At 70.4% G+C, this 22,372-nt stretch carries 18 protein-coding genes; 11 read left to right on the forward strand and 7 right to left on the reverse strand.

Translation table 11 applies throughout. From position 1 onward, the window contains the following. Positions 1-279, reverse strand: coding sequence for an acyl carrier protein (locus MCHT01_RS11465; protein WP_067065470.1), 279 nt, complete (start codon positions 277-279; stop codon positions 1-3). Then, positions 263-1,171: an alpha/beta hydrolase gene (locus MCHT01_RS11470; protein ID WP_169806126.1), complete on the reverse strand. Its 909-nt coding sequence runs from the start codon at positions 1,169-1,171 to the stop codon at positions 263-265. The genes MCHT01_RS11465 and MCHT01_RS11470 overlap by 17 nt, the downstream gene beginning before the upstream one ends. A 135-nt stretch (positions 1,172-1,306) precedes the next feature. On the opposite strand from MCHT01_RS11470, the gene MCHT01_RS11475 reads away from it, so the two are divergent. Then, on the forward strand, positions 1,307-1,987 hold the full coding sequence (locus MCHT01_RS11475) for a response regulator (protein ID WP_067065472.1): 681 nt from the start codon (positions 1,307-1,309) through the stop codon (positions 1,985-1,987). Between the two features lie 120 nt (positions 1,988-2,107). Continuing rightward, the gene (locus tag MCHT01_RS11480) at positions 2,108-3,493 is read left to right on the forward strand and encodes a sensor histidine kinase (protein ID WP_067065473.1); all 1,386 of its coding nucleotides are present in this window, start codon (positions 2,108-2,110) and stop codon (positions 3,491-3,493) included. An 83-nt stretch (positions 3,494-3,576) separates the two neighbouring features. Here the strand turns inward: MCHT01_RS11480 and MCHT01_RS11485 are convergent, their stop codons facing one another. Further along, a complete protein-coding gene (locus MCHT01_RS11485; protein WP_084452417.1) occupies positions 3,577-4,959 on the reverse strand; it encodes a reverse transcriptase family protein in 1,383 nt (460 codons plus the stop codon). Positions 4,960-5,315: 356 nt separating this feature from the next. On the opposite strand from MCHT01_RS11485, the gene MCHT01_RS11490 reads away from it, so the two are divergent. After that, a complete protein-coding gene (locus tag MCHT01_RS11490) occupies positions 5,316-6,359 on the forward strand; it encodes an alpha/beta fold hydrolase (RefSeq protein WP_067065474.1) in 1,044 nt (347 codons plus the stop codon). Positions 6,360-6,395: 36 nt separating this feature from the next. Here the strand turns inward: MCHT01_RS11490 and MCHT01_RS11495 are convergent, their stop codons facing one another. Then, the gene (locus MCHT01_RS11495; RefSeq protein WP_084452419.1) at positions 6,396-7,409 is read right to left on the reverse strand and encodes a LysR family transcriptional regulator; all 1,014 of its coding nucleotides are present in this window, start codon (positions 7,407-7,409) and stop codon (positions 6,396-6,398) included. Between the two features lie 253 nt (positions 7,410-7,662). Between MCHT01_RS11495 and MCHT01_RS11500 the strand changes: the two genes are divergently transcribed. The 6 genes from MCHT01_RS11500 to MCHT01_RS11525 all read left to right on the forward strand — a co-directional run bounded on the left by MCHT01_RS11500 (position 7,663) and on the right by MCHT01_RS11525 (position 16,774). After that, complete coding sequence (locus tag MCHT01_RS11500) at positions 7,663-8,553, forward strand: alpha/beta hydrolase fold domain-containing protein (protein WP_067065475.1); 891 nt, start codon at positions 7,663-7,665, stop codon at positions 8,551-8,553. A gap of 139 nt (positions 8,554-8,692) precedes the next feature. Beyond that, a complete protein-coding gene (locus MCHT01_RS11505) occupies positions 8,693-9,895 on the forward strand; it encodes an efflux RND transporter periplasmic adaptor subunit (RefSeq protein ID WP_067065476.1) in 1,203 nt (400 codons plus the stop codon). 125 nt (positions 9,896-10,020) lie between these two features. Beyond that, complete coding sequence (locus MCHT01_RS11510; protein ID WP_067065477.1) at positions 10,021-13,296, forward strand: efflux RND transporter permease subunit; 3,276 nt, start codon at positions 10,021-10,023, stop codon at positions 13,294-13,296. Between the two features lie 110 nt (positions 13,297-13,406). After that, positions 13,407-14,819 (forward strand): efflux transporter outer membrane subunit, encoded by a 1,413-nt coding sequence (locus tag MCHT01_RS11515; RefSeq protein ID WP_067065478.1) that lies wholly within the window; start codon positions 13,407-13,409, stop codon positions 14,817-14,819. Positions 14,820-15,116: 297 nt separating this feature from the next. Further along, a complete protein-coding gene (locus tag MCHT01_RS11520) occupies positions 15,117-15,854 on the forward strand; it encodes a type IV toxin-antitoxin system AbiEi family antitoxin domain-containing protein (RefSeq protein WP_084452420.1) in 738 nt (245 codons plus the stop codon). Continuing rightward, positions 15,851-16,774: a nucleotidyl transferase AbiEii/AbiGii toxin family protein gene (locus MCHT01_RS11525; RefSeq protein ID WP_067065479.1), complete on the forward strand. Its 924-nt coding sequence runs from the start codon at positions 15,851-15,853 to the stop codon at positions 16,772-16,774. Before MCHT01_RS11520 ends, MCHT01_RS11525 begins: the two co-directional genes overlap by 4 nt. 6 nt (positions 16,775-16,780) lie before the next feature. Here the strand turns inward: MCHT01_RS11525 and MCHT01_RS11530 are convergent, their stop codons facing one another. From MCHT01_RS11530 to MCHT01_RS11540, 3 genes are all read right to left on the reverse strand, one after another. Then, entirely contained in the window at positions 16,781-17,014 is a 234-nt protein-coding gene (locus tag MCHT01_RS11530) for a hypothetical protein (RefSeq protein ID WP_067065480.1), read from the reverse strand. Between the two features lie 65 nt (positions 17,015-17,079). Then, positions 17,080-18,066 carry an alpha/beta fold hydrolase gene (locus MCHT01_RS11535; RefSeq protein WP_084452422.1) on the reverse strand — a complete coding sequence of 329 codons (987 nt, stop codon included), beginning with the start codon at positions 18,064-18,066 and terminating at the stop codon, positions 17,080-17,082. Beyond that, the gene (locus tag MCHT01_RS11540) at positions 18,063-19,313 is read right to left on the reverse strand and encodes a low temperature requirement protein A (RefSeq protein WP_084452424.1); all 1,251 of its coding nucleotides are present in this window, start codon (positions 19,311-19,313) and stop codon (positions 18,063-18,065) included. Before MCHT01_RS11540 ends, MCHT01_RS11535 begins: the two co-directional genes overlap by 4 nt. A gap of 162 nt (positions 19,314-19,475) precedes the next feature. Between MCHT01_RS11540 and MCHT01_RS11545 the strand changes: the two genes are divergently transcribed. Together MCHT01_RS11545 and MCHT01_RS11550 are read left to right on the forward strand one after the other, a co-directional pair. Beyond that, positions 19,476-21,401: a diguanylate cyclase domain-containing protein gene (locus tag MCHT01_RS11545; RefSeq protein WP_067065481.1), complete on the forward strand. Its 1,926-nt coding sequence runs from the start codon at positions 19,476-19,478 to the stop codon at positions 21,399-21,401. 50 nt (positions 21,402-21,451) lie between these two features. Next, positions 21,452-22,369, forward strand: a complete 918-nt coding sequence (locus MCHT01_RS11550; protein ID WP_245643236.1) for a c-type cytochrome — start codon at positions 21,452-21,454, stop codon at positions 22,367-22,369. The last annotated feature ends 3 nt before the right edge of the window (positions 22,370-22,372 follow it).

The following is a 22,372-nucleotide window of genomic DNA, read 5'->3' on the forward strand; positions in this document are numbered from 1 at the left end:
TCAGGCCGCCGCGGCGGCCGTGTCGGCCTTGGCCGCGCCGTCCTTCTCGGCCAGCAGGCCGTCCACGATCGAGGCCAGGCCGGCGATCGTCGGCTGCTTCATCGCGGTGTCGTGGTCGATCTGGACATGGAAGTGGTCCTCGACCGCGAACATGAAGTCGACCAGCATCAGCGAGTCCAGACCCAGTTCGGAGAAGGCGACGTCGTTCTTCAGCGCGTCATCGGTCATGCCCAGCTCGTGGCAGGCAAGGCGACGCAGTTGTTCAAGCGTGTTGCTCATGGCGGAAATCCTCGGTCGCGGTCAAAGGTTGGAGACGCTCGGCCAGGTCCGCGACGGGAACCTGACGCAGCAGGAATTGGCGGGCGGTCTGCGTGACGGCGCCGCGCTCGTTGTCCAGGGTCAGCATGTGATAGCTGTGGTGGAACCAGTGCACTTCGGGCGTGGTGCCCAGGCGGCGCTGCAGTTCCAGTACCGAGCGCGGTCCGCTGACGTCGTCCTCGCTGGCGTGCAGCACGACGGTCGGGGCGTCGATCTCATGCAGGCGGGCGCGCACGTGGCGGATCAGGCGCGAGGCCTGGTGCAGCGAGGCGGCCGGCAGGCGGTCGGCGCCGGCGGCCGAGACGTGGCTGGAGTTCATCGCCTGGGCGACCCACTCGCGCAGGCGCTCGTTCTTGATGCCGTAGGGCGGGGCCTCGCGGAAGGCCAGCCACTGGCGCAGCGGCGGCACATAGGCCAGCGGCAGCAGGCGGCGCCAGGGGGAGACGTTCCAGCCGTCGAAGTGCAGGCTGGTGGACAGCAGCATCAGCGCCGCGGCCGGGCGCTTGAGCGCCAGGGCCAGGGTCAGCACCGAGCCCATCGACAGGCCGCCGATGGCGACCCGGGCGTGCCGGGCGGCCAGCGCGTCGAAATGCGCGGCGGCCATGTCGACCCATTCCTCGAAGCGGGGCACCGGGCGGCGCACGCCGTCGGTGGCCGACACGCCGTAGCCGTCCAGGGCGGGGGCCTCGACCACGTAGCCGGCGTCGCGCAGCGAGCGCGCCAGCGGCATCATCTCCAGCGGATTGGCGCACAGGCCGTGCAGCAGCAGCACGGCGGGACGCGGATCGAGCGCCGTCTGGTGGGTCCCGGAAGCCGACGGCGTTGGCGACAGGGTATGGATCGGATTCGACATGTCCGGCATGTTGGCGGCGGTCGCTGTTGCGGACTTGACGCAAAGCTGTCAGAAACCTGTCGACGCCGTTGCCCTCAGGTTTCTGCAAGGGACCCGATGGCCCGCCGCAAGGCACACGCTTTAGGATCGTCCACCATGCGAATCCTCCTGGTCGAAGACGATGATTTCCTGGCGGAGTCCACCGCCCGGGCGCTGCGCTCGCAGTCCTGGGTCGTGGACGTCAGCGCCCGTGGCGAGCCTGTTCCGCTGTCGCTGCGCGAGGATCGTTACGACTTGCTGATCCTGGACATCGGCCTGGCCGGCATCGACGGTTTCGAGACCCTGCGCCGCGTCCGCGCGCAGGGCAGCCAGGTCCCGGTGCTGCTCCTGACAGCTCGTGACGCCGTCGAGGACCGCGTGCGCGGCCTGGAAGGCGGCGCCGACGACTATCTGGTCAAGCCCTTCGCGCTGAGCGAGCTGATCGCCCGGGCCCGCGCCCTGGTGCGCCGCAGCCAGGCGCGCTCGGGCAACGAGCTGCAGCTGGCCGCGCTGCGCATGGACCTGGAGGCCCGCCGCGCCTTCGTCGGCGAGGACCCGCTGGCCCTGTCCGCCCGCGAATGGGACGTGCTGGGCTTCCTGCTGGCGCGCGCCGGCAAGGTGGTGGCCAAGGAACAGATCGCCTCGGCCAGCAACGGCTGGGAGCAGGGCGTCAGCGACAACGCCATCGAGGTCTGCGTCTCGCGCCTGCGCGCCAAGATCGAGCCGGCCGGCCTGCAGCTGCGCACCGTGCGCGGCCTGGGCTACCTGCTCGAAGAGGCGCCGCCCGCCAAGGCCTGACCCCGGCGAGCGCCCGTTCCGGGGCTCGCTCCCGTCCGCATCCCCGTCCCCCGACGACCGCCGCGCCGCGGGTTTTCCCGCGCGCCGGCCCCCTCGTGCCCTTCGGTTAGGCTCGCCCGCATGACTGCCTCCCAGCTCCGCCGCGCCACCTACAGCCTCAAGCAGCGCCTGCTGATCTGGCTGATGCTGCCCGTGCTGGTGGCGGTGCCGGTGGCCGGCCTGGTGCTGTACCAGGTCATGCACGACACGGCCATCAGCTGGCTGGACCAGGCGCTGGGCGACACCGCGCTGGCGGTGGCCAGCCTGCTGCGCGAGCGCGACGGGCAGGTCTTCGTGGACGTCTCCGGCCCGACGGACCGGGCGCTGCGCTTCGACCGCACCGACCGCATCTATTACCTGGTGCTGGACCCGGCGGGCAATGTCCTGCACGGCGACCAGCAGCTGGCGCGCATCCAGCTGCCCAAGCGCAAGCCCAACGAGTGGATCTTCACCGTCGCCGCGTTGAACGGCGAGACCCTGCGCGCCGCCGCGCTGGGCGCCACCTGCGGCAATGGCCGCGTCTGCCAGATCCTGGTGGCCGAGACCCTGAACAAGCGCGACGCGCTGCAGCAGCAGCTGGTGCTGGTGGTGGGGCTGATCATCGGCGGCATGGCCGTGCTGTTGGCCGCGGCCGGCTGGTGGGCGACCTACCGCGGCCTGCGTCCGCTGGCGCGCCTGAGCGCCGAGCTGGAGCAGCGCGACCTGGCCCGCCTCGAGCCGCTGCAGGCCAACGTGCCCGGCGAGCTGCGGCCGCTGATCGCCGCCTTCAACCGCCTGTTCGAGCGCCTGCGGCGCGCCTCCTCGGCGCAGCAGGACTTCCTGGCCAACGCGGCGCACCAGCTGCGCACGCCGCTGACCTCGCTGCGCACCGAGATCGACCTGGCCCTGCTGGAGCCGCACGACCCGCAGGTGGAGCCACTGCTCAAGCGCCTGCAGCGCTCGGTGGACCGCAGCGCGCGCCTGGCGACGCAGATGCTCTCCATCGCCCGCGCCGAGGCCGAGACCTCCGGCGGGGAGCAGCCGCTGGACCTGCGCGACATCGCCGCCCAGGTGGCCGAGGACTGGGTGCCACGCGCGCTGGAGTCGGGCGTGGACCTGGGCTTCGAGCTGGAGAGCGCCCCCGTCCTCGGGCAGGGCTTCCTGCTGCGGGAGCTGCTGGAGAACCTGCTGCACAACAGCGTCAATTACGCCGGCGAGAACGCCAGCATCACCGTCAGCACCGGCTGCGCGGGCGACTGGGCCTGGCTGGAGGTCGTGGACAACGGCCCCGGCATCCCGCCCGAGGAGCGCGAGCGCGCGCTGCGCCGCTTCGAGCGCGGCAACGAGATGAAGGTCACCGGCAGCGGCCTGGGTCTGGCGATCGCGCTGGACATCGCGCAACGGCATCACGGCCGCCTGGAGCTGCTGGACGCGGTGACCGGGCCAGGACTGCGCGTCCGACTGAGCGTGCCCAAGCGGCCGGCCTGAAGCGCGAGCCCGACCGCTTTCGCGGATCGCGGATCGCGGTCACGCCAGGACGATGCCGCGAGGGGGTGGTGGCGACCCGGCGGTCACGCCTCGCCGAAGACGATCGCGTCGAACATCCGATCCAGCTTCGCCACCCGCGTCGCTGCCAGAAACTGGCGCGCCCACGCGAGCCGGCCCCGCAACGGATCGCGCAGCGCCGCGTCCACGCGCGGCATCCCGGCCAGGCGGTGCAGCTCGGCCCTGAGCCGGTCGTAGTCCTCGCGGGCGAGGTTGGGGCGCTGGTTCACGACCACGCCCGTCACCTGCTGACGGCCGCCGGCCGGCATCGCGCGCGTCTTGTCGGGGCGCAGCCGGAAGCCCTCGTCCTCGATGACGGCCCGGACCCAGGCGCGCAGCCGCCCCTGGTCGCGGCGCAGCGTGGCCGGGCCGGAGATCACCAGATCGTCCGCGTAGCGCGAGTAGCTCGCCCCGAAGCGCTCGGCCAATCCCGCCAGCCGCAAGTCCAGGCCGAAGAGGCTGAGGTTGGCCAGCTCCGGCGAGGTCGGCGCGCCTTGCGACAGATGCGGCGCGGCCAGCCGCCTCGCGCCGTCGAGGTCCAGCGCGCCGTCCTCCCGCAGCCGCTCGCGCACCATCGCCGGCGTGCGCGTGGTGCAGAGCGTGGCGAGGCGCTCCACCACGCCGTCCGAGTAACCCAGCGTGCGGAAGATCGCCGCCACGCGGGCGCGGCCCACGCTGGCGAAGAAGTCCTGGAGATCGAAACGGATCACGAAGTCCTGGCCCGCGTGGCAGGCGGTGTGGCTCGCGACATCGCGGCCCGGCACGAAGCCATGGGCCGCCTCGTGGCAGGGCAGGGCGTGCAGCAGCCCGTCGAGCAGCCGCCGCTGCAGCGCGCGCAGGCGCGGCATCGGGGCCTCGATCAGGCGCAGGCCGCCGCGGCGCTTGGGGATCAGCAGGCAGCGGTAGTGGCGGGTGGCTGCGATGTGTGGCCGACGCGGCGTGGCGACCGTCTCGCGGTAGCGCTGCGACGGACCGGCGAAGTGATCCAGTTCTTCCCCCGACAGTCCCAGCCAGGCCGCGAGTTCCGCCTCGGTCTGCCAGTCGGGCAGGCTCAGGTGTTCGAGCGCGAACGGCAGCGGTCGCCGTCGAGAGGGGCGCAGCAGCACGCGATGCACGCGCGGACGCGGGTGCAGTGCCGCGTCGAAACCGTCGAGGAAGGCGCTCGTGTCCTGGAGCTCGTCCGCCAGCGAACGCACCGAATGCGCGCGCCACACGGGATCCGGCCAGCGCGCCAGCACGACGCACAGCGGCCGCAACCAGAGGCGCGCCTCGACGCCCAGGCATTGCTCCGCGCGCGCCTGCAGCGCCCGGGCGCCGCGGCCGCCGGGCGTCTCGTCGTCCGTCTGGAGCGCGCGCGCGAGCGCCAGCGCGATCCAGCGGGTGTAGGTCAGCGGCGTGGCGTGGGACATCGGCGGGGTCGGCGGAGCGGGCGGCGGGTCGGTCGTCGAGGCCCGCGGCGAGGCGCGCTGCAGGGAGCTCGGCGACGGGGCAAGAGGTGACCCCCTCGGCCGCCAACTCACCGGTCTCGCGGGTTCATCTCCGCGCGCGAGCGCGGTGCCGAACCGGCGCCGGATGGCTGTCCAACGAGAGCGCCGCGGGGATGCCCCGCGGCCGGAGGCGCAAGCGCTTCCGAAAGCTTGGCGGCGTCAGGAGTCGCGGCGATTATGGCCGCGGCGTCAGTGCCGCGCCATTCTTACTGGAGTAGGTCAGTGACGGCCGCAGCCGCGATCCCTAGCCTGAGCGCTTTCGTCCAAGGGGATCCCGAATGTCCGTTCTGCACCTGCCTCGATGGATCGTCCCATCGCTGCTCGTCTCGCTGATGCTCTCACTCGCCGCCTGCGGGGGCGGAGGGAGCGATTCGCCGTCCTCCGCCGTCAAGGTCGCGTCAAGCGAGCAGCCGCCCGATGACGGCACCGTCACCGCGATGCCGGCCGACGTGACGGCGCTGTATCGCGACGGCGGCAACACCGCCTCGACCGACGTCGTGCTGTTCCTGCAAGGCGGCCCGATCGACACGCTGTTGCCCGAGGACAAGCTCGATGGCTTGGGCTTCGCGCTGGCGCACACGCATCTGGTCTTCGTCCACCAGGCCAGCACGCTCAACCCCGCGATCGTCGCGAATGCGGACCTCTCGCCGGCGCGCGCGCAACGTGAGAACGCGCTGTCCGTCGCCGTGATCGACCGGTTGATCCGCCACTTCCACGCGCAGGGCAAGCGGGTGCATGTGCTCACGCATTCCTTCGGCTCCTTCCTGCTGATGCGGGCCTGGGCGGAGCACCCGGAACTGGCCGCGCTCGTCGCCCGCACCGTGGTCATGAACGGACGTCTGGACATCCCGGACGAGGTCTGGCGCGGCATGCGGACCGGCAGCCAATGGACCTTCCCCGGCGGCGGATCGCCGCAGCTGGCCAAGCGCCAGCCGACGCGCGACACCTTGGAGGGCGATGACGGCCGCGCGCCAGGCGAGCCGCCCTTGACCCGCACCGTGGTGCTGTCGCAGCTCCAGCTGCTGGCGGCGATCGGCGAGCCGCGCATGACGCAGCGACTCGCGGGCCGGCGTCTCGATCAGCTGGTCTACGTCTGGGCGTCCAGCGATGAGGCCGTCGGCCGGCTCAGCGCGGCGGAGACGCAGTTCCTGAGGCAGGCCGGGGCGACGCTCTACTGCATGGCGGGCGGCTCGCACGATGCCGGCTTCGAGGCGCCGTATGCCGAGGCCCTGGCGAAGCTGCTGCTCGGTCGTCCGGCCGAGATCGCGCATTGCGAGCGGCCCACGCCGAACGGGCGTGCGGGGCCGCAACTCGCGCTCTGAATTCGAACCCGGGCCTGAGCACGCGGCCCGGGCGGCTCAGGCCGCGCTCAGCACCGCCTGCTTGGCCGCGTTGGGCTCCAGCGGGATGTAGGCCTCGTCGGTCTCGGAGCGCTTGGCCTCGCAGCTGGCGACCAGCTGCTTCTGCCACTGGCCGTGGCGGTCGAAGAGCTCCGCCACCCAGTCCACGAAGACCCGCAGCTTGGTGCTCAGGTGCCGGTTGGGCGGGTACACCACGTACAGCGGCAGCGGGTCCGACTCCCAGTCGCAGAGGAAGGGCACCAGCTCGCCCGCGTCGATGTGGGGCTTGATCATGAAGTAGGGCGCCTGGATCACGCCCAGCCCCGTCAGTCCCGCCGTCATGTAGGCGTTGCCGTCGTTCACCGACACCTTGTAGCTGCCGTAGATCTCGTAGCGCTGGCCGTTCTTGCTGTAGTCGAAGGGGAAGCGCTTGCCCGTGCGGGTCGAGAAATAGCTGACCACGTGATGCTGGTCCGACTCCAGGTCCAGCGGATGCTGCGGCATCCCGTGACGCTGGATGTACTCGGGCGAGGCGCAGCAGCCGTAGCCCCAGTCGCCGATGCGGCGCGCCACCAGCGATTGATCGGTGATCTCGCCGCCGCGCACGACGCAGTCGACGTTGTCGCCGATCAGGTCCACCGGCCGGTCCGACACGCCCAGGTCGATCTGAATGTCCGGATGTCTTGCATAGAACTCCGGAAGTGCCGGAATCAGCAGCAGGCGCGCCACACTCGAGGCCACGTCCACGCGGATGCGGCCCTTGGGCGCGGCGCGCGCATGCGAGACCGAGCCCTCCAGCTCCTCGATGTCCGAGAGCAGCCGCGTCACCCGCTCGTAATAGGCGGCGCCGTCCGGCGTGACGCTGACGCGCCGCGTCGTGCGGTTCAGCAGCTTGACCTTGAGGTGGTCCTCCAGCGATTGAATCAATCGCGTCACCGCCGTCTTGGGCAGGTCCAGCGATTCCGCCGCCCGCGTGAACGTCCCCGCTTCCACGACGCGCGCGAAAGCTTGCATGGCATTGAGCTTGTCCATCTGAGAACCCCTGACCTCTGAAGCGTCGGATCGTCGATCCGCCTGAAACCCCGATCGCGACGGCCCTGTGGGTCGCCGATCTCGATCGGTCGCTGTCCGCGCGGCCCCCCGGCCGCTTCCATGACTCGGCGCGTCTGCGCGCGCGCGAGGTCGCCATCGTGCCCGATCGATTGTTTCTTCCGCGAAACGGTGATTCGCGTCGCGGCCTGTTTATCGGATGGCGTCCGGCGTCTAAATTTCGCTGCATTGCAACATGAACGCCTGCCCCTTCGCCGAGCAGGCCTTTGGTGCCGCCATGGACGCGCTGCTGCTGACCTCCTGCCAAGACGACCTCCTGCCCGCCGGTGACGGCGTGCTGCCGGTGCGCGTCTACAAGGGGGCCGCACGCCGCAAGGACGCGCCGGTCGTCATGCATCTGCATGGCGGCGCGTTCACCGAGGGCAACCTGGACAGCGGCGAGCTGGTCTCGCGCCTGCTGGCCGACGCGGGTGCCGTGGTCGTCGATGTCGACTACCCGACGGGCCTGGACCAGGTCTTCCCGACCGCGCTCAAGGCGCTGGACGTGCTGCTGCAGGGCTTGCACAAGGCGCGGGCACGGCTGTCGGGCAAGCATGCGCCGGTGATCGTCGCGGGCGAGGAGGCCGGCGGCAACCTGGCCGCGGCGCTGGCGCTGATGGCGCGCGACCAGGGCCACCGCAAGCTCGACGGACAGATCCTCATCGGGCCGATGCTCAATCCCTGCCTGGCGACCGCTTCGCTGCGCCAGGCCGAGGCCGGCTACGGCGAGTGTCGCTGGATGCACGGCTGGCGCGCCTACCTCGGTCAATGCGAGACGGGCGACCACCCGTACGCCGCGCCCGCCAACACCAGCCGGCTCGCGGGCCTGGTCCCCGCGCTGGTCCTCAGCAGTGACGACGACCCGATGCGCGACGAGGCCCTGGCCTACGCCCGCGCGATGAAGCGGGCCGGCGTCGACGTGCACCAGTCCCTGATCCCGGGACCCAGCGGATGGCCGCTGAGTCTCATGAAGCTGCCGGCACTGGCCGCGCTGCAACTGCCATGGGCCCGCGCGCTGCGCGAGCGTCTGGCGGAGTTCCTGTCCCTGTTCCCGCCCGCCGGCGGGCCCCGTCCACAACCAGCCTGAGCCCCGGCGGTCTCAGCCCCGCGTTCCCCGACTGCTTCCCTGGCCCACCGGCATCGAACCGGGGGCCGGTCGCGGCGTCCCCGTCGTCCCCGGTTTTCCCGTCACTCCCTACGTTTATCCCCGTCCACGGAGCACCACCATGAACAAGAAAGTCTTCGCCACCTCGTTGACCGCCGTCGCCGCGGTCGTCGCGGCCGCGGTCGTCGGCCTGCACAGCCAACAGGCCGAGGCCAACCAGCCCGCCGGCGCGCCGCAGGCCATTCCCGTGTCCGTCGCCACGGTCGCGAGCCAGGACGTCGCGGCCTGGGAAGAGTTCTCCGGCCGCCTCGAGGCGGTCGAGCGGGTCGACGTCCGCGCCCGCGTCTCGGGTGCCGTGCTGTCCGCGCATTTCCGTGAAGGCGCGCTGGTCAAGGCCGGCGATCTGCTGATCACCATCGACCCGGCCCCGTACCAGGCCGAGGTCGATCGCGCTGAGGCGCAGGTGCTGGCCGCGCAGGCCCGCGTGACCTACACCAAGAGCGAGCTGGACCGCTCCACCCGCCTGTGGAGCGAGCACGCCATCGCGCAGCGCGAGCTCGACGAGCGCAGCAACGCGTCCAACGAAGCCGCCGCGAACCTGCGCGCCGCGCAAGCCGCGCTGCAGTCGGCCAAGCTGAACCTGGGCTACACGCAGGTGCGCGCGCCGGTGTCGGGCCGCGTCGGCAAGGTCGAGGTCACGCAGGGCAACCTGGTGGCCGCCGGTCCCGGCGCGCCGGTGCTGACGACGCTGGTCTCGGTCAGCCCGATTTATGCCAGCTTCGACGCCGACGAGCGCACCGTCGCCCGCGCGCTGTCCGAGCTGCCCGACGGCGCCCGCAACCAGCTCGACAAGATCCCCGTGCAGATCGGCACGGCCGCCACGACGGACACGCCGTTCAACGGCCGCCTGCAGCTGATCGACAACCAGGTCGACGCCAAGAGCGGCACGGTGCGGGTGCGCGCGGTGCTGGACAACAAGGACGGCGCGCTGATCCCGGGCCAGTTCGCCCGCATCCGCCTGGGCCAGTCCAAGTCGCGTCCGGCGGTGCTCGTCAACGAGCGCGCGGTCGGCACCGACCAGAGCAAGCGTTTCGTGATGGTGGTCGGCGCGGACAACACGCTGAGCTACCGCGAGGTCCAGCTCGGCGCCAATGTGGACGGCCTGCGCGTCGTCACCGCGGGCCTGAAGGCGAATGAGCGCGTGGTCGTCAACGGCCTGCAGCGCGTGCGCCCGGGCGCGCTGGTCGCGCCCACCGTCGTGCCGATGAACGCCAAGGCGGAAATCCAGGCCAAGGAAGGCGCAGCGAAGGCGGACAAGTCCTGATCCGACGCGCCCGCTGACCGGGTCACCCTCGGTCGGCGGTCACGCGGGACAGCCCTCGGGGCGGCGATTCGGGCCGCCTCGCGGGGGACCTTTGCCTGTATCTCCAGTCGAATCGAAAGACTGACATGAATCTCTCCAAATTCTTCATCGACCGCCCGATCTTCGCGGGCGTGCTGTCGGTGCTGATCTTCGTCGCGGGCCTGCTCGCGGTGCGCGTGCTGCCGATCTCGGAATACCCCGAGGTCGTGCCGCCGCAGGTGGTGGTCCGCGCGCAGTACCCCGGCGCCAACCCCAAGGTCATCGCCGAAGCCGTCGCCACGCCGCTCGAGGAATCGATCAACGGCGTCGAAGGCATGCTCTACATGGGCAGCCAGGCGACCACCGACGGTCTCATGACGCTGACGGTCACCTTCAAGCTGGGCACGGACCCGGACAAGGCCCAGCAGCTGGTGCAGAACCGCGTCTCGCAAGCCGAGCCGCGCCTGCCCGAAGAGGTGCGCCGACTCGGCCTGACCACGGTCAAGAGCAGCCCCGACCTGACCATGGTCGTGCACTTGCTGTCGCCCAACGACCGCTACGACATGACCTACCTGCGCAACTACGCGGTGCTCAACGTCAAGGACCGCCTGGCGCGGATCGGCGGCGTGGGCCAGGTGCAGTTGTTCGGCTCGGGCGACTACTCGATGCGCGTCTGGCTGGACCCGCAGAAGGTCGCCGAGCACGGTCTGTCCGCCGCGGACGTGGTGCAAGCCATCCGTGAGCAGAACGTGCAGGCCGCGGCCGGCGTGGTCGGCGCGTCCCCCGGCCTGCAGGGCATCGACCTGCAGCTGCCGATCAACGCGCAGGGCCGCCTGAACAACGAGCAGGAATTCGGCGACATCATCGTCAAGACCGGCGCGAACGGTCAGGTCACGCGTCTGCGCGACCTGGGCCGCATCGAGCTGGGCGCCGCCGAGTACGCGTTGCGCTCGCTGCTGGACAACAAGTCCGCGGTGGCGATCCCGATCTTCCAGGCTCCGGGCTCCAACGCGATCGAGATCTCCAACAACGTGCGCGCCACGATGGCGGAGCTCAAGAAGTCCATGCCCGAGGGCGTCGACTATTCGATCGTCTATGACCCGACGCAGTTCGTGCGCGCCTCCATCGAGTCGGTGATCCACACCCTGCTCGAGGCCGTGGCGCTGGTCGTGCTGGTCGTGATCCTGTTCCTGCAGACCTGGCGCGCGTCCATCATTCCGCTGCTGGCCGTCCCGATCTCCATCATCGGCACCTTCGCGGTGATGCATCTGTTCGGCTTCTCGATCAACGCGCTGTCGCTGTTCGGCCTGGTGCTGGCCATCGGCATCGTGGTCGACGACGCGATCGTGGTCGTCGAGAACGTGGAGCGCAACATCGAGGCGGGCCTGAGCCCGCGCGACGCGACCTACCGCGCGATGCGCGAGGTGTCCGGTCCCATCATCGCGATCGCGCTGGTGCTTGTGGCGGTGTTCGTGCCGCTGGCCTTCATCACCGGTCTGACGGGGCAGTTCTACAAGCAGTTCGCGCTGACGATCGCGATGTCGACGGTGATCTCGGCGGTCAACTCGCTGACGCTGTCGCCCGCGCTGGCCGCGATGCTGCTCAAGGGCCACGACGCGCCCAAGGACTGGCTGACCCGCGCGATGGACAAGGTGCTGGGCCGCTTCTTCGGCGGCTTCAACAAGCTGTTCAACCGCGGCGCCAAGGCCTACAGCGGCGGCGTGACCAAGGCGATCTCGCGCAAGATCATCATGCTGGTGGTCTACGCCGGTCTGCTGGGTCTGACGGTGGGCCTGTTCAAGGCGGTGCCGAGCGGCTTTGTGCCGGCGCAGGACAAGCAGTACCTGATCGGCTTCGCGCAGCTGCCCGACGGCGCCACGCTGGACCGCACCGAAGACGTGATCCGCCGCATGAGCGAGATCGCGATGAAGACGCCCGGCGTCGATCACGCGGTGTCCTTCCCGGGTCTGTCGATCAACGGCTTCACCAACAGCTCCAACTCGGGCATCGTCTTCACGCCGCTCAAGCCCTTCGACGAGCGCACCGGCAAGGGCCTCTCGGCGGGTGAGATCGCGGCCAACCTGAACGCGCAGTTCGGCCAGATCCAGGACGCCTTCGTCGTGATGTTCCCGCCCCCGCCGGTGCAGGGCCTGGGTACGACCGGCGGCTTCAAGTTCCAGCTGGAAGACCGCGGCGGCCTGGGCTACGAGGCGCTCGACGGCGCGGTCAAGGCCTTCATGGCCAAGGCCCAGAAGGCGCCGGAGCTGGCAGGTCTGTTCAGCAGCTACCAGGTCAACGTGCCGCAGCTGTACGCGAACCTGGACCGCACCAAGGCGCGCCAGTTGGGCGTGGCGGTGACGGACGTGTTCGACACGATGCAGATCTACCTGGGCTCGCTCTACGTCAACGACTTCAACAAGTTCGGCCGCACCTACACGGTCCGGGTGCAGGCAGATGCCGCCTACCGCGCCCGCGCCGAGGACGTCGGTCTGCTGAAGGTGCGTTCGGCCTCGGGCGAGATGGTGCCGCTGTCGGCGCTGATGAAGATCGAGCCGAGCTTCGGCCCGGAACGCGCGATGCGCTACAACGGCTTCCTGTCCGCCGACATCAACGGCGGCGCGGCCCCCGGTTACTCGACCGGCCAGGCGCAGGAGGCGGTCGCCCGCATCGCCGCCGAGACGCTGCCCCCGGGCATCAGCTACGAGTGGACCGAGCTGACCTACCAGGAGATCCTGGCCGGCAATTCGGGCGTGTGGGTCTTCCCGCTGGCCATCCTGCTGGTGTTCCTGGTGCTGGCCGCGCAGTACGAGAGCCTGGCGCTGCCGGTGGCGATCATCCTGATCGTCCCGATGGGTCTGCTGGCGGCGATCACCGGCGTGTGGCTGAGCCATGGGGACAACAACGTCTTCACGCAGATCGGCTTGATCGTGCTGGTGGGCTTGTCGGCGAAGAACGCGATCCTGATCGTGGAGTTCGCCCGGGAGCTGGAGTTCTCCGGCAGAAGCCCGCTGCAAGCGGCGATCGAGGCCTCGCGCCTGCGGCTGCGTCCGATCCTGATGACCTCGATGGCCTTCGTGATGGGCGTGCTGCCCCTGGTGCTGGCGCACGGCGCCGGCGCCGAGATGCGCAACGCGATGGGCGTGGCGGTGTTCGCCGGGATGATCGGCGTGACGGCCTTCGGCCTGTTCCTGACGCCGGTGTTCTACGTCGTCGTGCGTCGCCTGTCGGGCAACAAGCCGCTCAAGCAGCACGGCGAGGTGCCGCATGACGTCGAGGCCTTCGTGCAGCCGGAGCAGGGCGCCGGTCACGACTTCGGCGACCACGCGGGTCCCGGCGGCAACGCCCGCCCGCATCCGGCCGCGCCGCGCCATGAGCTCGAGTGAGCGAGAGCCCACGAGCAAGCACGAGCGAATCTGATCCCGGGCTCCCGACGTCCGCCATGAAGCGGGCGTCGGGGCCGGCGGAGCCGACGAGGCTCCAAGGAGTCCAAGCCATGAAAACGAAACTGATGATGACGACGCTGCTGGCCGCCCTGGTGCTGGCCGGCTGCGCGACACCGCCGCCGATCGACGAGTCGCGGGTGCCGCCGACGCCCACCGCCTTCAAGTCGACCGCGACGGTCGGCGAGGCGCGCTGGGCAGTGGTGCCGCCGGCCGACGCGGAGCCGCGCGGCGATTGGTGGCTCGCCTTCGGCGACGCCACGTTGAACGATCTGGTCCGTCGCTCGCTGGTCGGCAACACCGACCTGCAAGGCGCGGCCGCGCGACTGGCGCAAGCGCGCGCGCTGCTGCGCAGCGCCGACGCGGACCGCATGCCGCAGGTCGGCGTGAACGCCGGCGCCGCGCGCGGCACGGTGGCGGGTCAGGGGCCCGCGGCCACGACGCTCTACAACGCGGGCGTTGCGGCGAGCTGGGAAGTGGACGTGTCGGGTCGCCTGTCGCAGGCGAGCCGGGCCGCCTCGCTGGACGCGCAGTCGCGAGAATCGCTGCTGCAGAGCACGCGGCTGATCGTGCAGGCCGATGTCGCGCAGACCTATCTGGCGTTGCGCTTCACCGACCTCGAACGCCGCCTGGTGCGCGACACGGTGAGCGCCTATCGCGAGACCCTCGCCCTCACGCAGCGCCGCTATCAGGCGGGCGATGTGGCGGAGCTGGATCTGGCGCGCGTGCAGACGGAAGTCGCCTCGACCGAGGCCGACGCGATCAGCCTGGACCGCCGCCGCGCCGAACTGGTGAACGCGCTGGCCGTGCTGCTGGGCGAGCCGGCCTCGAGCTTCTCGGTGCCGGAGGACCAGGCCCTGTCCTCATTGCCCGCGATCCCCGCGGGTCTGCCGAGCGCGATGCTGGCGCGCCGTCCTGACGTGGCCGCGGCTCAGCGCAGTCTGCTGGCGGCGCAGGCGCGGGTGGGCGTGGCGCAGGCCGCGTGGTTCCCGAGCCTGTCGCTGACCGCGAACGGCGGCTATGCCTCGCCGGAGCTGAGCGACGTCTTCAAGTGGTCGGCGCGCGCGTGGTCGGTGGATGCGCTGCTGTCGCTGCCGATCTTCGACGGCGGCCGCCGCAAGGCCGGCGTGGAATCGGCGACGGCGGGTCTTGATCTGGCGATGTCCTCGTATCGCCAGCAGCTGTTGCAGGCGCTGCGCGAGGTCGAGGATTCGCTGAGCGGTCTGCGGACCTTGTCGCAGCAATCGGAGGTGCAGGCGCTGGCGGTGCAATCGGCCTCGCGGGCGACGGCGCTGTCCGACTCGCGCTACCGCAACGGCCTGGTGAGCCAGCTGGATCTGCTGGACGCGCGCCGCAGCGAGCTGCGCAACCGCCGCGCGGCGCTGCAGGTGCAGGCCGCGCAGTACCAGGCGACGGTGGGCCTGATCCGCGCCCTGGGCGGCGGCTGGGACGCGCCGCAAGCCTGAGCGTCTCTCGACCTCAAGACCGGGATCTTTACCGGTGCCCCTTTGGCGTGCAGAGATGCACGCCTTTTTTCTTGGCCTGCGGATTCCAGTCGGTCCGCTGACGTTCATCAGTCTGCGAATCGCCGATGCGCATGGGTGTGGGTCATGGCACCGAGCGCCCCATTTCCCTAAGGTTCATGGCAGGCAACCAGACCAGGGGAACGACATGGACATGAGGTCAACCGAGCATGGTTGGTGGGCGAGGCCGCTCGATGCCGCGGCATTGAAGTTGAATGAAATGATGTCTACAGTTGACGAATGGCGACAACTACGGACAGGAAATCATTCAAGGATCTGCTTCGTGGGCACCCCCGCGGAGAGCCCTTGGACATGCGGATCCTGCATCGCGAGGGCGTCCCTGCGCACCGGGCGTCGGCATGGGCGCGCAGCGGTTGGCTGGACCACCTGGGGCGCGGTGTGTACGCCATCGGAGGCGACGAGCCGACCCGCGATGGAACGCTGGCCTATCTGGCACGCAACGTGGCCGGCTTTCATGTGGGAGGCAAGACGGCGCTTGCATGGCATGGACTGGAGCACGACCTCGCATTCGATGAGGTGCTCAGCCTTTGGGGCGATCGGGCGAGGGCGATACCGTCATGGGTCGCCGAGCGGTTTCCCCTCCGGTATCAGACGACCCGAATCCTGGATTCGGCAGCCCATGACTCGATGGGACTGAAGCCCTTGCTGGCTGGCCATCCGCGCATTCCTGTCTCCGTGCCGGAGCGGGCCCTGCTCGAGATGCTGAGCGACCTGGGAAAGACGCAGAGCCTCACCGATGCCCGTCGCCTCATGGAGGGGCTTGGCGGCCTGCGGGTGAAGGTGCTGGATCAACTGCTCGCACGAACACAGCGTGTCAAGGTGATTCGTGCGGCCGCACACCTGGCCGCGGACCTGGACCTCCCATGGGCGTCCACCGCGCGCAAGCACAGCGACCGCCTGGGCGGCTCACGCTGGATCGCCGTCTCCAAGGCCGGGGAGAGAATGGATTTCCGATGAGCTTCAATGCGAGGTATGTCGACACCGTCCGGCTGTTGCTCGACATCCTGCCGACGGTGTTCGCCTCGGGCCGATTCGCGATGAAGGGTGGAACAGCCATCAATCTGTTCGTGCAGGACATGCCCAGACTCTCCGTCGACATCGACCTTGTCTGGTTGGATCCAACGGCGAATCGCGAGGCAGACCTCGCGGCGATCGCGGCCGATCTGGCGCGCCTGTCGCAAGACCTGCAAGCGCGAGGCTTGCAGGTCCAGTGGTCGACACGGCTCGATGGTGACGAGGTGCGATTGCTGGCCGCGCGGCGTACGACGCGCGTGAAGGTCGAGGTGAACGCCGTCTTTCGCGGGACGCTCCTCCCAGTTCGGCGCCAGCCGCTGACCCTCATGGCGCAGGAAGCATTCGATCGGGAGGCATCGATTCCCTGCCTGGCGGAGGAGGAACTCTATGGCAGCAAGCTCGTCGCGGCCATGGATCGGCAACATCCCCGCGATCTCTTTGACGTCATGGGCATGTGGGAGCGCATGGGCTGGAACCCGATCGTGGTCGATTGCTTCGTCGGGTACCTCGCCGGCCACAACCGCCCTGTGCATGAAGTCCTGTTTCCGGCGGCTCGGTCACTTCAGCTCGCGTATGGCAACGAGTTCCAAGGCATGACGCGGAGACCTGTCCCGAAAGCAGACCTCGTGGCGGCCCAACGCAAATTGTTGGAGGAGCTCCCTGGTCAGCTCACGGCGCGACATCGCTCGTTCCTGACGTCGCTCGTGATGGCAGAGCCAGACTGGGCCTTGATGCCGTTTGCCCACCTGCGCGAGCTTCCTGCCATTCGCTGGAAGCTGGAGAACCTGATCGTTCTGCGTCGTCGGCATCCGGAGAAGTTCAACGAGCAGCATCGTCGGCTGATGAGCAGGTTGCAGCCGTGAGCGGGCTCAGCAATGCCCCCTCACCCTCACCCGCAGCCTGCGCCATCCCGCCCGCATCAACCACGTCCCGACGCCGGCCAGCAGCGCCACGATGACGAACGCGCCGCCCGCTCCCGCGGGGGCACCCGCGCCGTCCGCGGCGCCGATCAACGGCTTGAGCGCCGAGTAGCCGGCCACCACCGCGGCGATCCACAGCACGGCTCCCCCCACCAGCTGTCCGAGGGCCACCAACTTGTCCATCGACCAACTCCGAATCCTGAAAACGCAGAAGCCGGCTAGCCTAACCGCGCCAGCGCGCGTGTCGCTCAAAGGCCCTCGGTGAGGAACGGCATCACCGCCGCGAGCAGCGCGTCCGGCGCTTCCTCCGGGATGTAGTGACCGCTGGGCAGCGGCCCGCCGTCGACGTCCAGCGCGACGCGGCGCCATTCGGCCAGCGGGTCGAAGCACTTCGCCACGACCCCGTTCGCGCCCCAGTACACCCTCAGCGGCATCGGCAACCAGCGGCCCGCCTCGCGATCCGCGCGGTCGTGGTCGAGGTCGATGCCGGCCGCGGCGCGGTAGTCCTCGCACATGCCGTGCGCGGTGCCGGGCAGACTCAGCGCGCGCTGGTACTCGATGAAGGCGCGCGGGTCGAAGGCCGACAGGCCGGCATGACGACGGCCCATCACGTCCAGCGCGTAAGCCGGCGGATCCGCTTCGATCAGACGCTCCGGCAGCGGCGAGGGCTGGATCAGGAAGAACCAGTGCCAGTAGGCGCGCGCGAAGGCTTCGGAGGTCTGCTCGTACATGGCCAGCGTCGGCGCGATGTCCAGCAGCGCCAGCCGCTCCACCGTCTGCGGATGATCGGCCGCCATGCGATGCGCGACCCGCGCGCCGCGGTCGTGCGCCAGCACGCGGAAGCGCGTGTGGCCCAGTGCCGCCATCACCGTGACCAGGTCCTGCGCCATGCGGCGCTTGCTGTAGTTGCCGTGGTCCGTCGCGCCGGGCGGCTTGGAGGAATCGCCGTAGCCGCGCAGGTCCGGCATCACGACGCTGAAGCGCGCCGCCAGCGCCGGCAGCACGCGGTGCCAGATCGCGAGCGTCTGCGGGTGGCCGTGGATCAGCAGCAGCGGCGGGCCCTCGCCGCAGACGCGCGCGTGGATGCGCACGCCAGGCTCGACCTCGACGAAGAGGCGCCTCGCGCTCGACGGGAAGAGGGCGTCCGCCGGATGCGGCTCGCTCGTGAAGCGGGCGGTCGGCGCGGTGGCCGGGGCCGCGGACGCCGTGGCGGTGGGGGCGAGGGTGGGACTCATGACCCGATGCTAGGTTCGTCCGCTTCAACCGCGCTGTCGGCAGGGAGACACATCGCGCGGGAGCGCCGCTCCCACCAGGCCAGCGCCACCACGACGGCGCAGGCGAAGGCGCTGGTCAGCACCGGTGGCCAGGTGGAGACGAAGACCGCCGCGATGCCCAGCACCCCCGCGGCGACGAAGTGCGACCACGGCCAGCGGCCCATCACCGCGCGCTTGAACAGGCCCACGCCGACCGCGTAGAGCCCGACGCCGCCCAGCAGGCAGACCGCCGTCCTCAGGTCGGTGTGGCCCTCCGGATGCGCGAGCACGAACTCGTCCGCGGCCGCGTTGACGATGATGCCGGCCACGATGGGCAGATGCATGTAGGTGTAGGCCAGCCGCGCGAGCTGCCCCGGATCGTCGCTGTGGGCGATGCGGCCCGAGGCGAATTCATTGGTCGTGTCGAAGTACAGCCACCACATCGCCAGGCTGCCCGCGAACGAGACCAGGAAGGCCAGCAGACCGATCGGCGTCAGCGGCTCCGCGGCGAAGGTCGCGCCGGTGACCAGCAAGGACTCGCCCAGCGCGATGATCACGAACAGCGCGCAGCGCTCCGCCAGGTGGCCCCCCGAGACATTCCAGTCCGTGGTCGTGGACTTGCCCAGGCCCGGCACGTGGAAGCCGGCCGAGGGGCCCACGTACTCGATGGCCAGCGCCGCGACCCACAGCGGCACGCGCAGCGTCGGGTCCAGCGCGCCGGCGATCCACAGCACCGCCGACACCGTCAGCCACACGCCGATGCGCTGGAAGTTGAGGGTCAGGGTCTCGTCGGCGCCGCGCACGGCCCAGAGGAAGAACAGCGTCCGGCCCACCTGGATGGCGGCGAAGGAGCCGGCGAACATCAGCGCCCGGTCGCCGAAGGCCTGCGGGAGCGAGGCCGACATCAGCAGTCCCAGCAGCATGATCGCGAACAGGCCCACGCGGACCGGCACGCGCTCCGGGTCCAGCCAGTTGGTGACCCAGGAGGTGAAGATCCAGACCCACCACACGGCCAGCATGAGGAAGCCGGTCTCCAGCACGCCGTGCAGCGAGAAGTGCCCGATCAGCGTGTGCGACAGCTGCGTGACGGCGAAGACGAAGACCAGGTCGAAGAACAGCTCGGCGAAGCTGACCTTGGCGTGACCGTCGGGATCGGGCGCGCGCAGCAGCGGATGGCGGTGGCGGCCGGCCGGCGGGGGCGCCGGACGGGGAGGGGCGGGGGCGTTCATGCCCGGACTGTCGCATGTCCGCATGAGGGTTCCCCCCGTGCCGATGCCGGGTTGACGGACAGCGACGGGGGGCGCCCATAATCCACCGGACCGACCCGTGCGGCGTACGCCCCGGCCGGTCACCATCCGCCCACAGATCGACCGCCCCGCCCGAGACGACGCATGCGTCCGCCGCCCGTGCCGTTCCATCGCAGCAGCCTGGGTCGCGGCGTGGCGTTGCTGATCCTGGCGCTGGCGGCGATGGCGCTGCTGGTGACGCTGCTGGCGATCCGGGCGCGCGACACGCTGGCCGACCTGCGCCGCTTCGACCAGATCAACCTGGTCCTCCCGTCGATGACCTTGCTGCTGGAGAACCTGCTCAATGCGGAGACTGGCCAGCGCGGCTACCTGCTGACGCAGAAGACCAGCTACCTGCAGCCCTATCGCGACGCCGTGCGCGACCTGGACCGGCGGGTGGAGGAGCTCGTCGAGCGCGACAAGGACCCCGCCCACGCGGCCAAGCTCGAGCGGGTGCGCGAGCTGGTGCGGCTCAAGATGGCCGAGCTCTCGCAGACCGTGCGGCTGCACGAGTCCGGGCAGCACGACGAGGCGCTCGAGCTGGTGCTCAGCGACCAGGGGCAGCACCACATGAACGAGCTGCGCGACCTGCTGGGCGAGCTCACGTCCTCGCTGCGCGCCGAGCGGGCGGTCATCAGCGACCGGCTGGCCGTCAACACGAGCCGCACGGAGCTGCTCCTGCTGGCCGCGCTGGCGATGCTGGCCCTCTTCACCATCGTGGCCACGACGCAGGTGTTCACGCGCACGCGGGCGCTGTCGCAGGCGCAGCGGCGGCTGCGCGGCATCGCCGACAACGTGCCGGCGCAGATCACCCAGCACGACCGGGCCGGCGCGCTGCGCTTCGCCAACGCCGAGGTCGGGCGGGTCCATCACGCCGATCCCGCCACGCTGCTGGGCAAGAACATCGAGCAGGTCAGCGGCGCGCAGCACGCCGCGCTGCTCCAGCCCTTCATCGCGCGGGTGCTGGCCGGCGAGGCGGTGGAGTTCGACGCGCCGCAGACCGTCGACGGCGAGACGCTGCACTTCCATCGGCGCTTCGTCCCGGACCTGACCGGCGACCAGGTGACCGGTTTCTACGCGGTCTCGCTGGACATCACCGAGCGCAAGCGGGCCGAGGCGCAGGTCGCCGCGAGCGAGCGCCGCATGAAGGCGATCACGGACAACCTGCCGGTCTTCATCACCTACGTCGACCGCGAGATGCGGCTGCGCTACGCCAACGAGACGCTGCGCAACTGGTTCGGGCTGGATCCGGACCTGGTCATCGGGTTGCACCTGCGCGACGGCTTCGGCGAGACGCTCTACGAGCAGCGTCGCGCGCAGTTCGAGCTGGCGATGCAGGGGGAGCGGGTGGAGTTCGAGGTGGCCTCGGTGCTGATGGGCAAGCTGCGGCATCTGCGCACGATCTACGTGCCCGACCGCGGGCCGGACGGCGTGGTGCTGGGCGCGTTCACGCTCGCGATGGACATCACCGCGATGAAGCAGGCCGAGGCGCAGCTCGCGCGGCTGGCGAGCTCGGACGCGCTCACCGGGCTGCCGAACCGGCGCGAGCTCGACCAGGCCTTGACGCGCGCGCTGGCGCGGCAGCGGCGCCATGCGCATCACGGCGGCGCGATGGCGCTGCTGTTCCTTGACGTCGACCGCTTCAAGGCGATCAACGACACGCATGGGCATGGCAGCGGCGACGCGGTGCTGCGCGAGTTCGCGCAATGCCTGCGGCGGGCGGTCCGGTCCAGCGACATCGTGGCCCGCATCGCGGGCGACGAGTTCGTGGCGGTGCTGGAAGGGCTCAACAAGCCCGAGGAGGCCGCGCAGGTGGCGGCCAAGATCGTCGAGTCGGTGCGGGTGGCGCGGCCGGGCGGGCTGGAGGTGACGGCCAGCGTGGGCGTCGCCACGGTCACCGTCGGCGAGGTGCCGCCGTCGGAGCTGATCGCGCTGGCGGACCGGGCGCTGTACCAGGCCAAGCGGGAAGGACGCGACGGCTTCGCCGTGCTCGCCTGGCCCGGCGTCGAGCAGCGGCGCGAACCGCACTGAAGGCGCCGCGCGAACGCTCGGGGATCGCACGTCCGGCGGGGGAGGGCAGGGTGAGCCCGGCCCGGCTCGCCCATCGCTTCGGCGATGATGGCCCGATGAAGATCCCGCGTTCGATTCCGCGTGTCCTCATCGCCGCAGTGCTGGGCCTGGGACTGTCCTCCGCCATCGCGCAAGGCGCCGCCGCGCCGCCGGCCGTTGCCGGCCCGGCTGCGGGCGTCGATGTCGTCGGCGCTTCTAGCGTTCCCGCCGCTTTCGGATCTTCCGGCGCACCGAGCGCATCGGGAGCATCAAGCACCTCCGGCATATCGAGCGCGGTGGTCGCCGGCGCCCCCACACGTCCGCTGCGTCCGCTGACCAACGACACCGGCGAGCGCATCCAGGCCTGCACGCTGTGCCACGGCCCGCAAGGCCGCGCGACGCCGCAGGGCTACTTCCCGCGGTTGGCGGGCAAGCCGGCGGGCTATCTCTTCAACCAGCTGCAGAGCTTTCGCGACGGGCGGCGCCATCACGCGCTGATGGCCGGCTTGTTGCGCAACATGAGCGACGACTATCTGCGCGAGATCGCCGGCTACTTCGCCGCGCTCGACGTGCCTTATCCCGCACCCGTCCCGCAGCCGTTGAGCGAGGCACAACGGCAGCGCGCCGAGCAACTCGTCACTGTCGGCGACCCCGGGACGCGCGTGCCTGCCTGCACCGCCTGCCACGGGCCGGCGATGGCGGGGCGGCAGCCCGCGATTCCCGGTCTGCTGGGCCTGCCGCGCGATTACCTGGTCGGGCAGCTCGGGGCCTGGCGCACCGGTCATCGGCGCGCGCATGCGCCTGACTGCATGGCCGACGTGGCCAAGGCGCTGTCGCCCGACGACATCGCGGCCGTCGCCTCCTGGCTGGCGATGCGGCCCGCCGGCGCGCATCCGGAGCCGCCTGCCACCGCGCCACTGCCCGTGACCTGTGGAGGGCTCGCGCCATGAGCG

This window comes from Mitsuaria chitosanitabida ATCC BAA-476 = NBRC 102408, from assembly GCF_001598255.1.
GTDB classification, from domain to species: Bacteria; Pseudomonadota; Gammaproteobacteria; order Burkholderiales; family Burkholderiaceae_C; genus Roseateles; species Roseateles chitosanitabidus.

What these genes read in the sequence shown, in the direction of transcription:
- MCHT01_RS11465 (WP_067065470.1), bottom strand. Translation starts at nt 279, where the DNA reads ATGAGCAACACGCTTGAACAACTGCGTCGCCTTGCCTGCCACGAGCTG.
- MCHT01_RS11470 (WP_169806126.1), bottom strand. Translation starts at nt 1,171, where the DNA reads ATGTCGAATCCGATCCATACCCTGTCGCCAACGCCGTCGGCTTCCGGG.
- MCHT01_RS11475 (WP_067065472.1), top strand. Translation starts at nt 1,307, where the DNA reads ATGCGAATCCTCCTGGTCGAAGACGATGATTTCCTGGCGGAGTCCACC.
- MCHT01_RS11480 (WP_067065473.1), top strand. Translation starts at nt 2,108, where the DNA reads ATGACTGCCTCCCAGCTCCGCCGCGCCACCTACAGCCTCAAGCAGCGC.
- MCHT01_RS11485 (WP_084452417.1), bottom strand. Translation starts at nt 4,959, where the DNA reads ATGTCCCACGCCACGCCGCTGACCTACACCCGCTGGATCGCGCTGGCG.
- MCHT01_RS11490 (WP_067065474.1), top strand. Translation starts at nt 5,316, where the DNA reads ATGTCCGTTCTGCACCTGCCTCGATGGATCGTCCCATCGCTGCTCGTC.
- MCHT01_RS11495 (WP_084452419.1), bottom strand. Translation starts at nt 7,409, where the DNA reads ATGGACAAGCTCAATGCCATGCAAGCTTTCGCGCGCGTCGTGGAAGCG.
- MCHT01_RS11500 (WP_067065475.1), top strand. Translation starts at nt 7,663, where the DNA reads ATGAACGCCTGCCCCTTCGCCGAGCAGGCCTTTGGTGCCGCCATGGAC.
- MCHT01_RS11505 (WP_067065476.1), top strand. Translation starts at nt 8,693, where the DNA reads ATGAACAAGAAAGTCTTCGCCACCTCGTTGACCGCCGTCGCCGCGGTC.
- MCHT01_RS11510 (WP_067065477.1), top strand. Translation starts at nt 10,021, where the DNA reads ATGAATCTCTCCAAATTCTTCATCGACCGCCCGATCTTCGCGGGCGTG.
- MCHT01_RS11515 (WP_067065478.1), top strand. Translation starts at nt 13,407, where the DNA reads ATGAAAACGAAACTGATGATGACGACGCTGCTGGCCGCCCTGGTGCTG.
- MCHT01_RS11520 (WP_084452420.1), top strand. Translation starts at nt 15,117, where the DNA reads ATGGCGACAACTACGGACAGGAAATCATTCAAGGATCTGCTTCGTGGG.
- MCHT01_RS11525 (WP_067065479.1), top strand. Translation starts at nt 15,851, where the DNA reads ATGAGCTTCAATGCGAGGTATGTCGACACCGTCCGGCTGTTGCTCGAC.
- MCHT01_RS11530 (WP_067065480.1), bottom strand. Translation starts at nt 17,014, where the DNA reads ATGGACAAGTTGGTGGCCCTCGGACAGCTGGTGGGGGGAGCCGTGCTG.
- MCHT01_RS11535 (WP_084452422.1), bottom strand. Translation starts at nt 18,066, where the DNA reads ATGAGTCCCACCCTCGCCCCCACCGCCACGGCGTCCGCGGCCCCGGCC.
- MCHT01_RS11540 (WP_084452424.1), bottom strand. Translation starts at nt 19,313, where the DNA reads ATGAACGCCCCCGCCCCTCCCCGTCCGGCGCCCCCGCCGGCCGGCCGC.
- MCHT01_RS11545 (WP_067065481.1), top strand. Translation starts at nt 19,476, where the DNA reads ATGCGTCCGCCGCCCGTGCCGTTCCATCGCAGCAGCCTGGGTCGCGGC.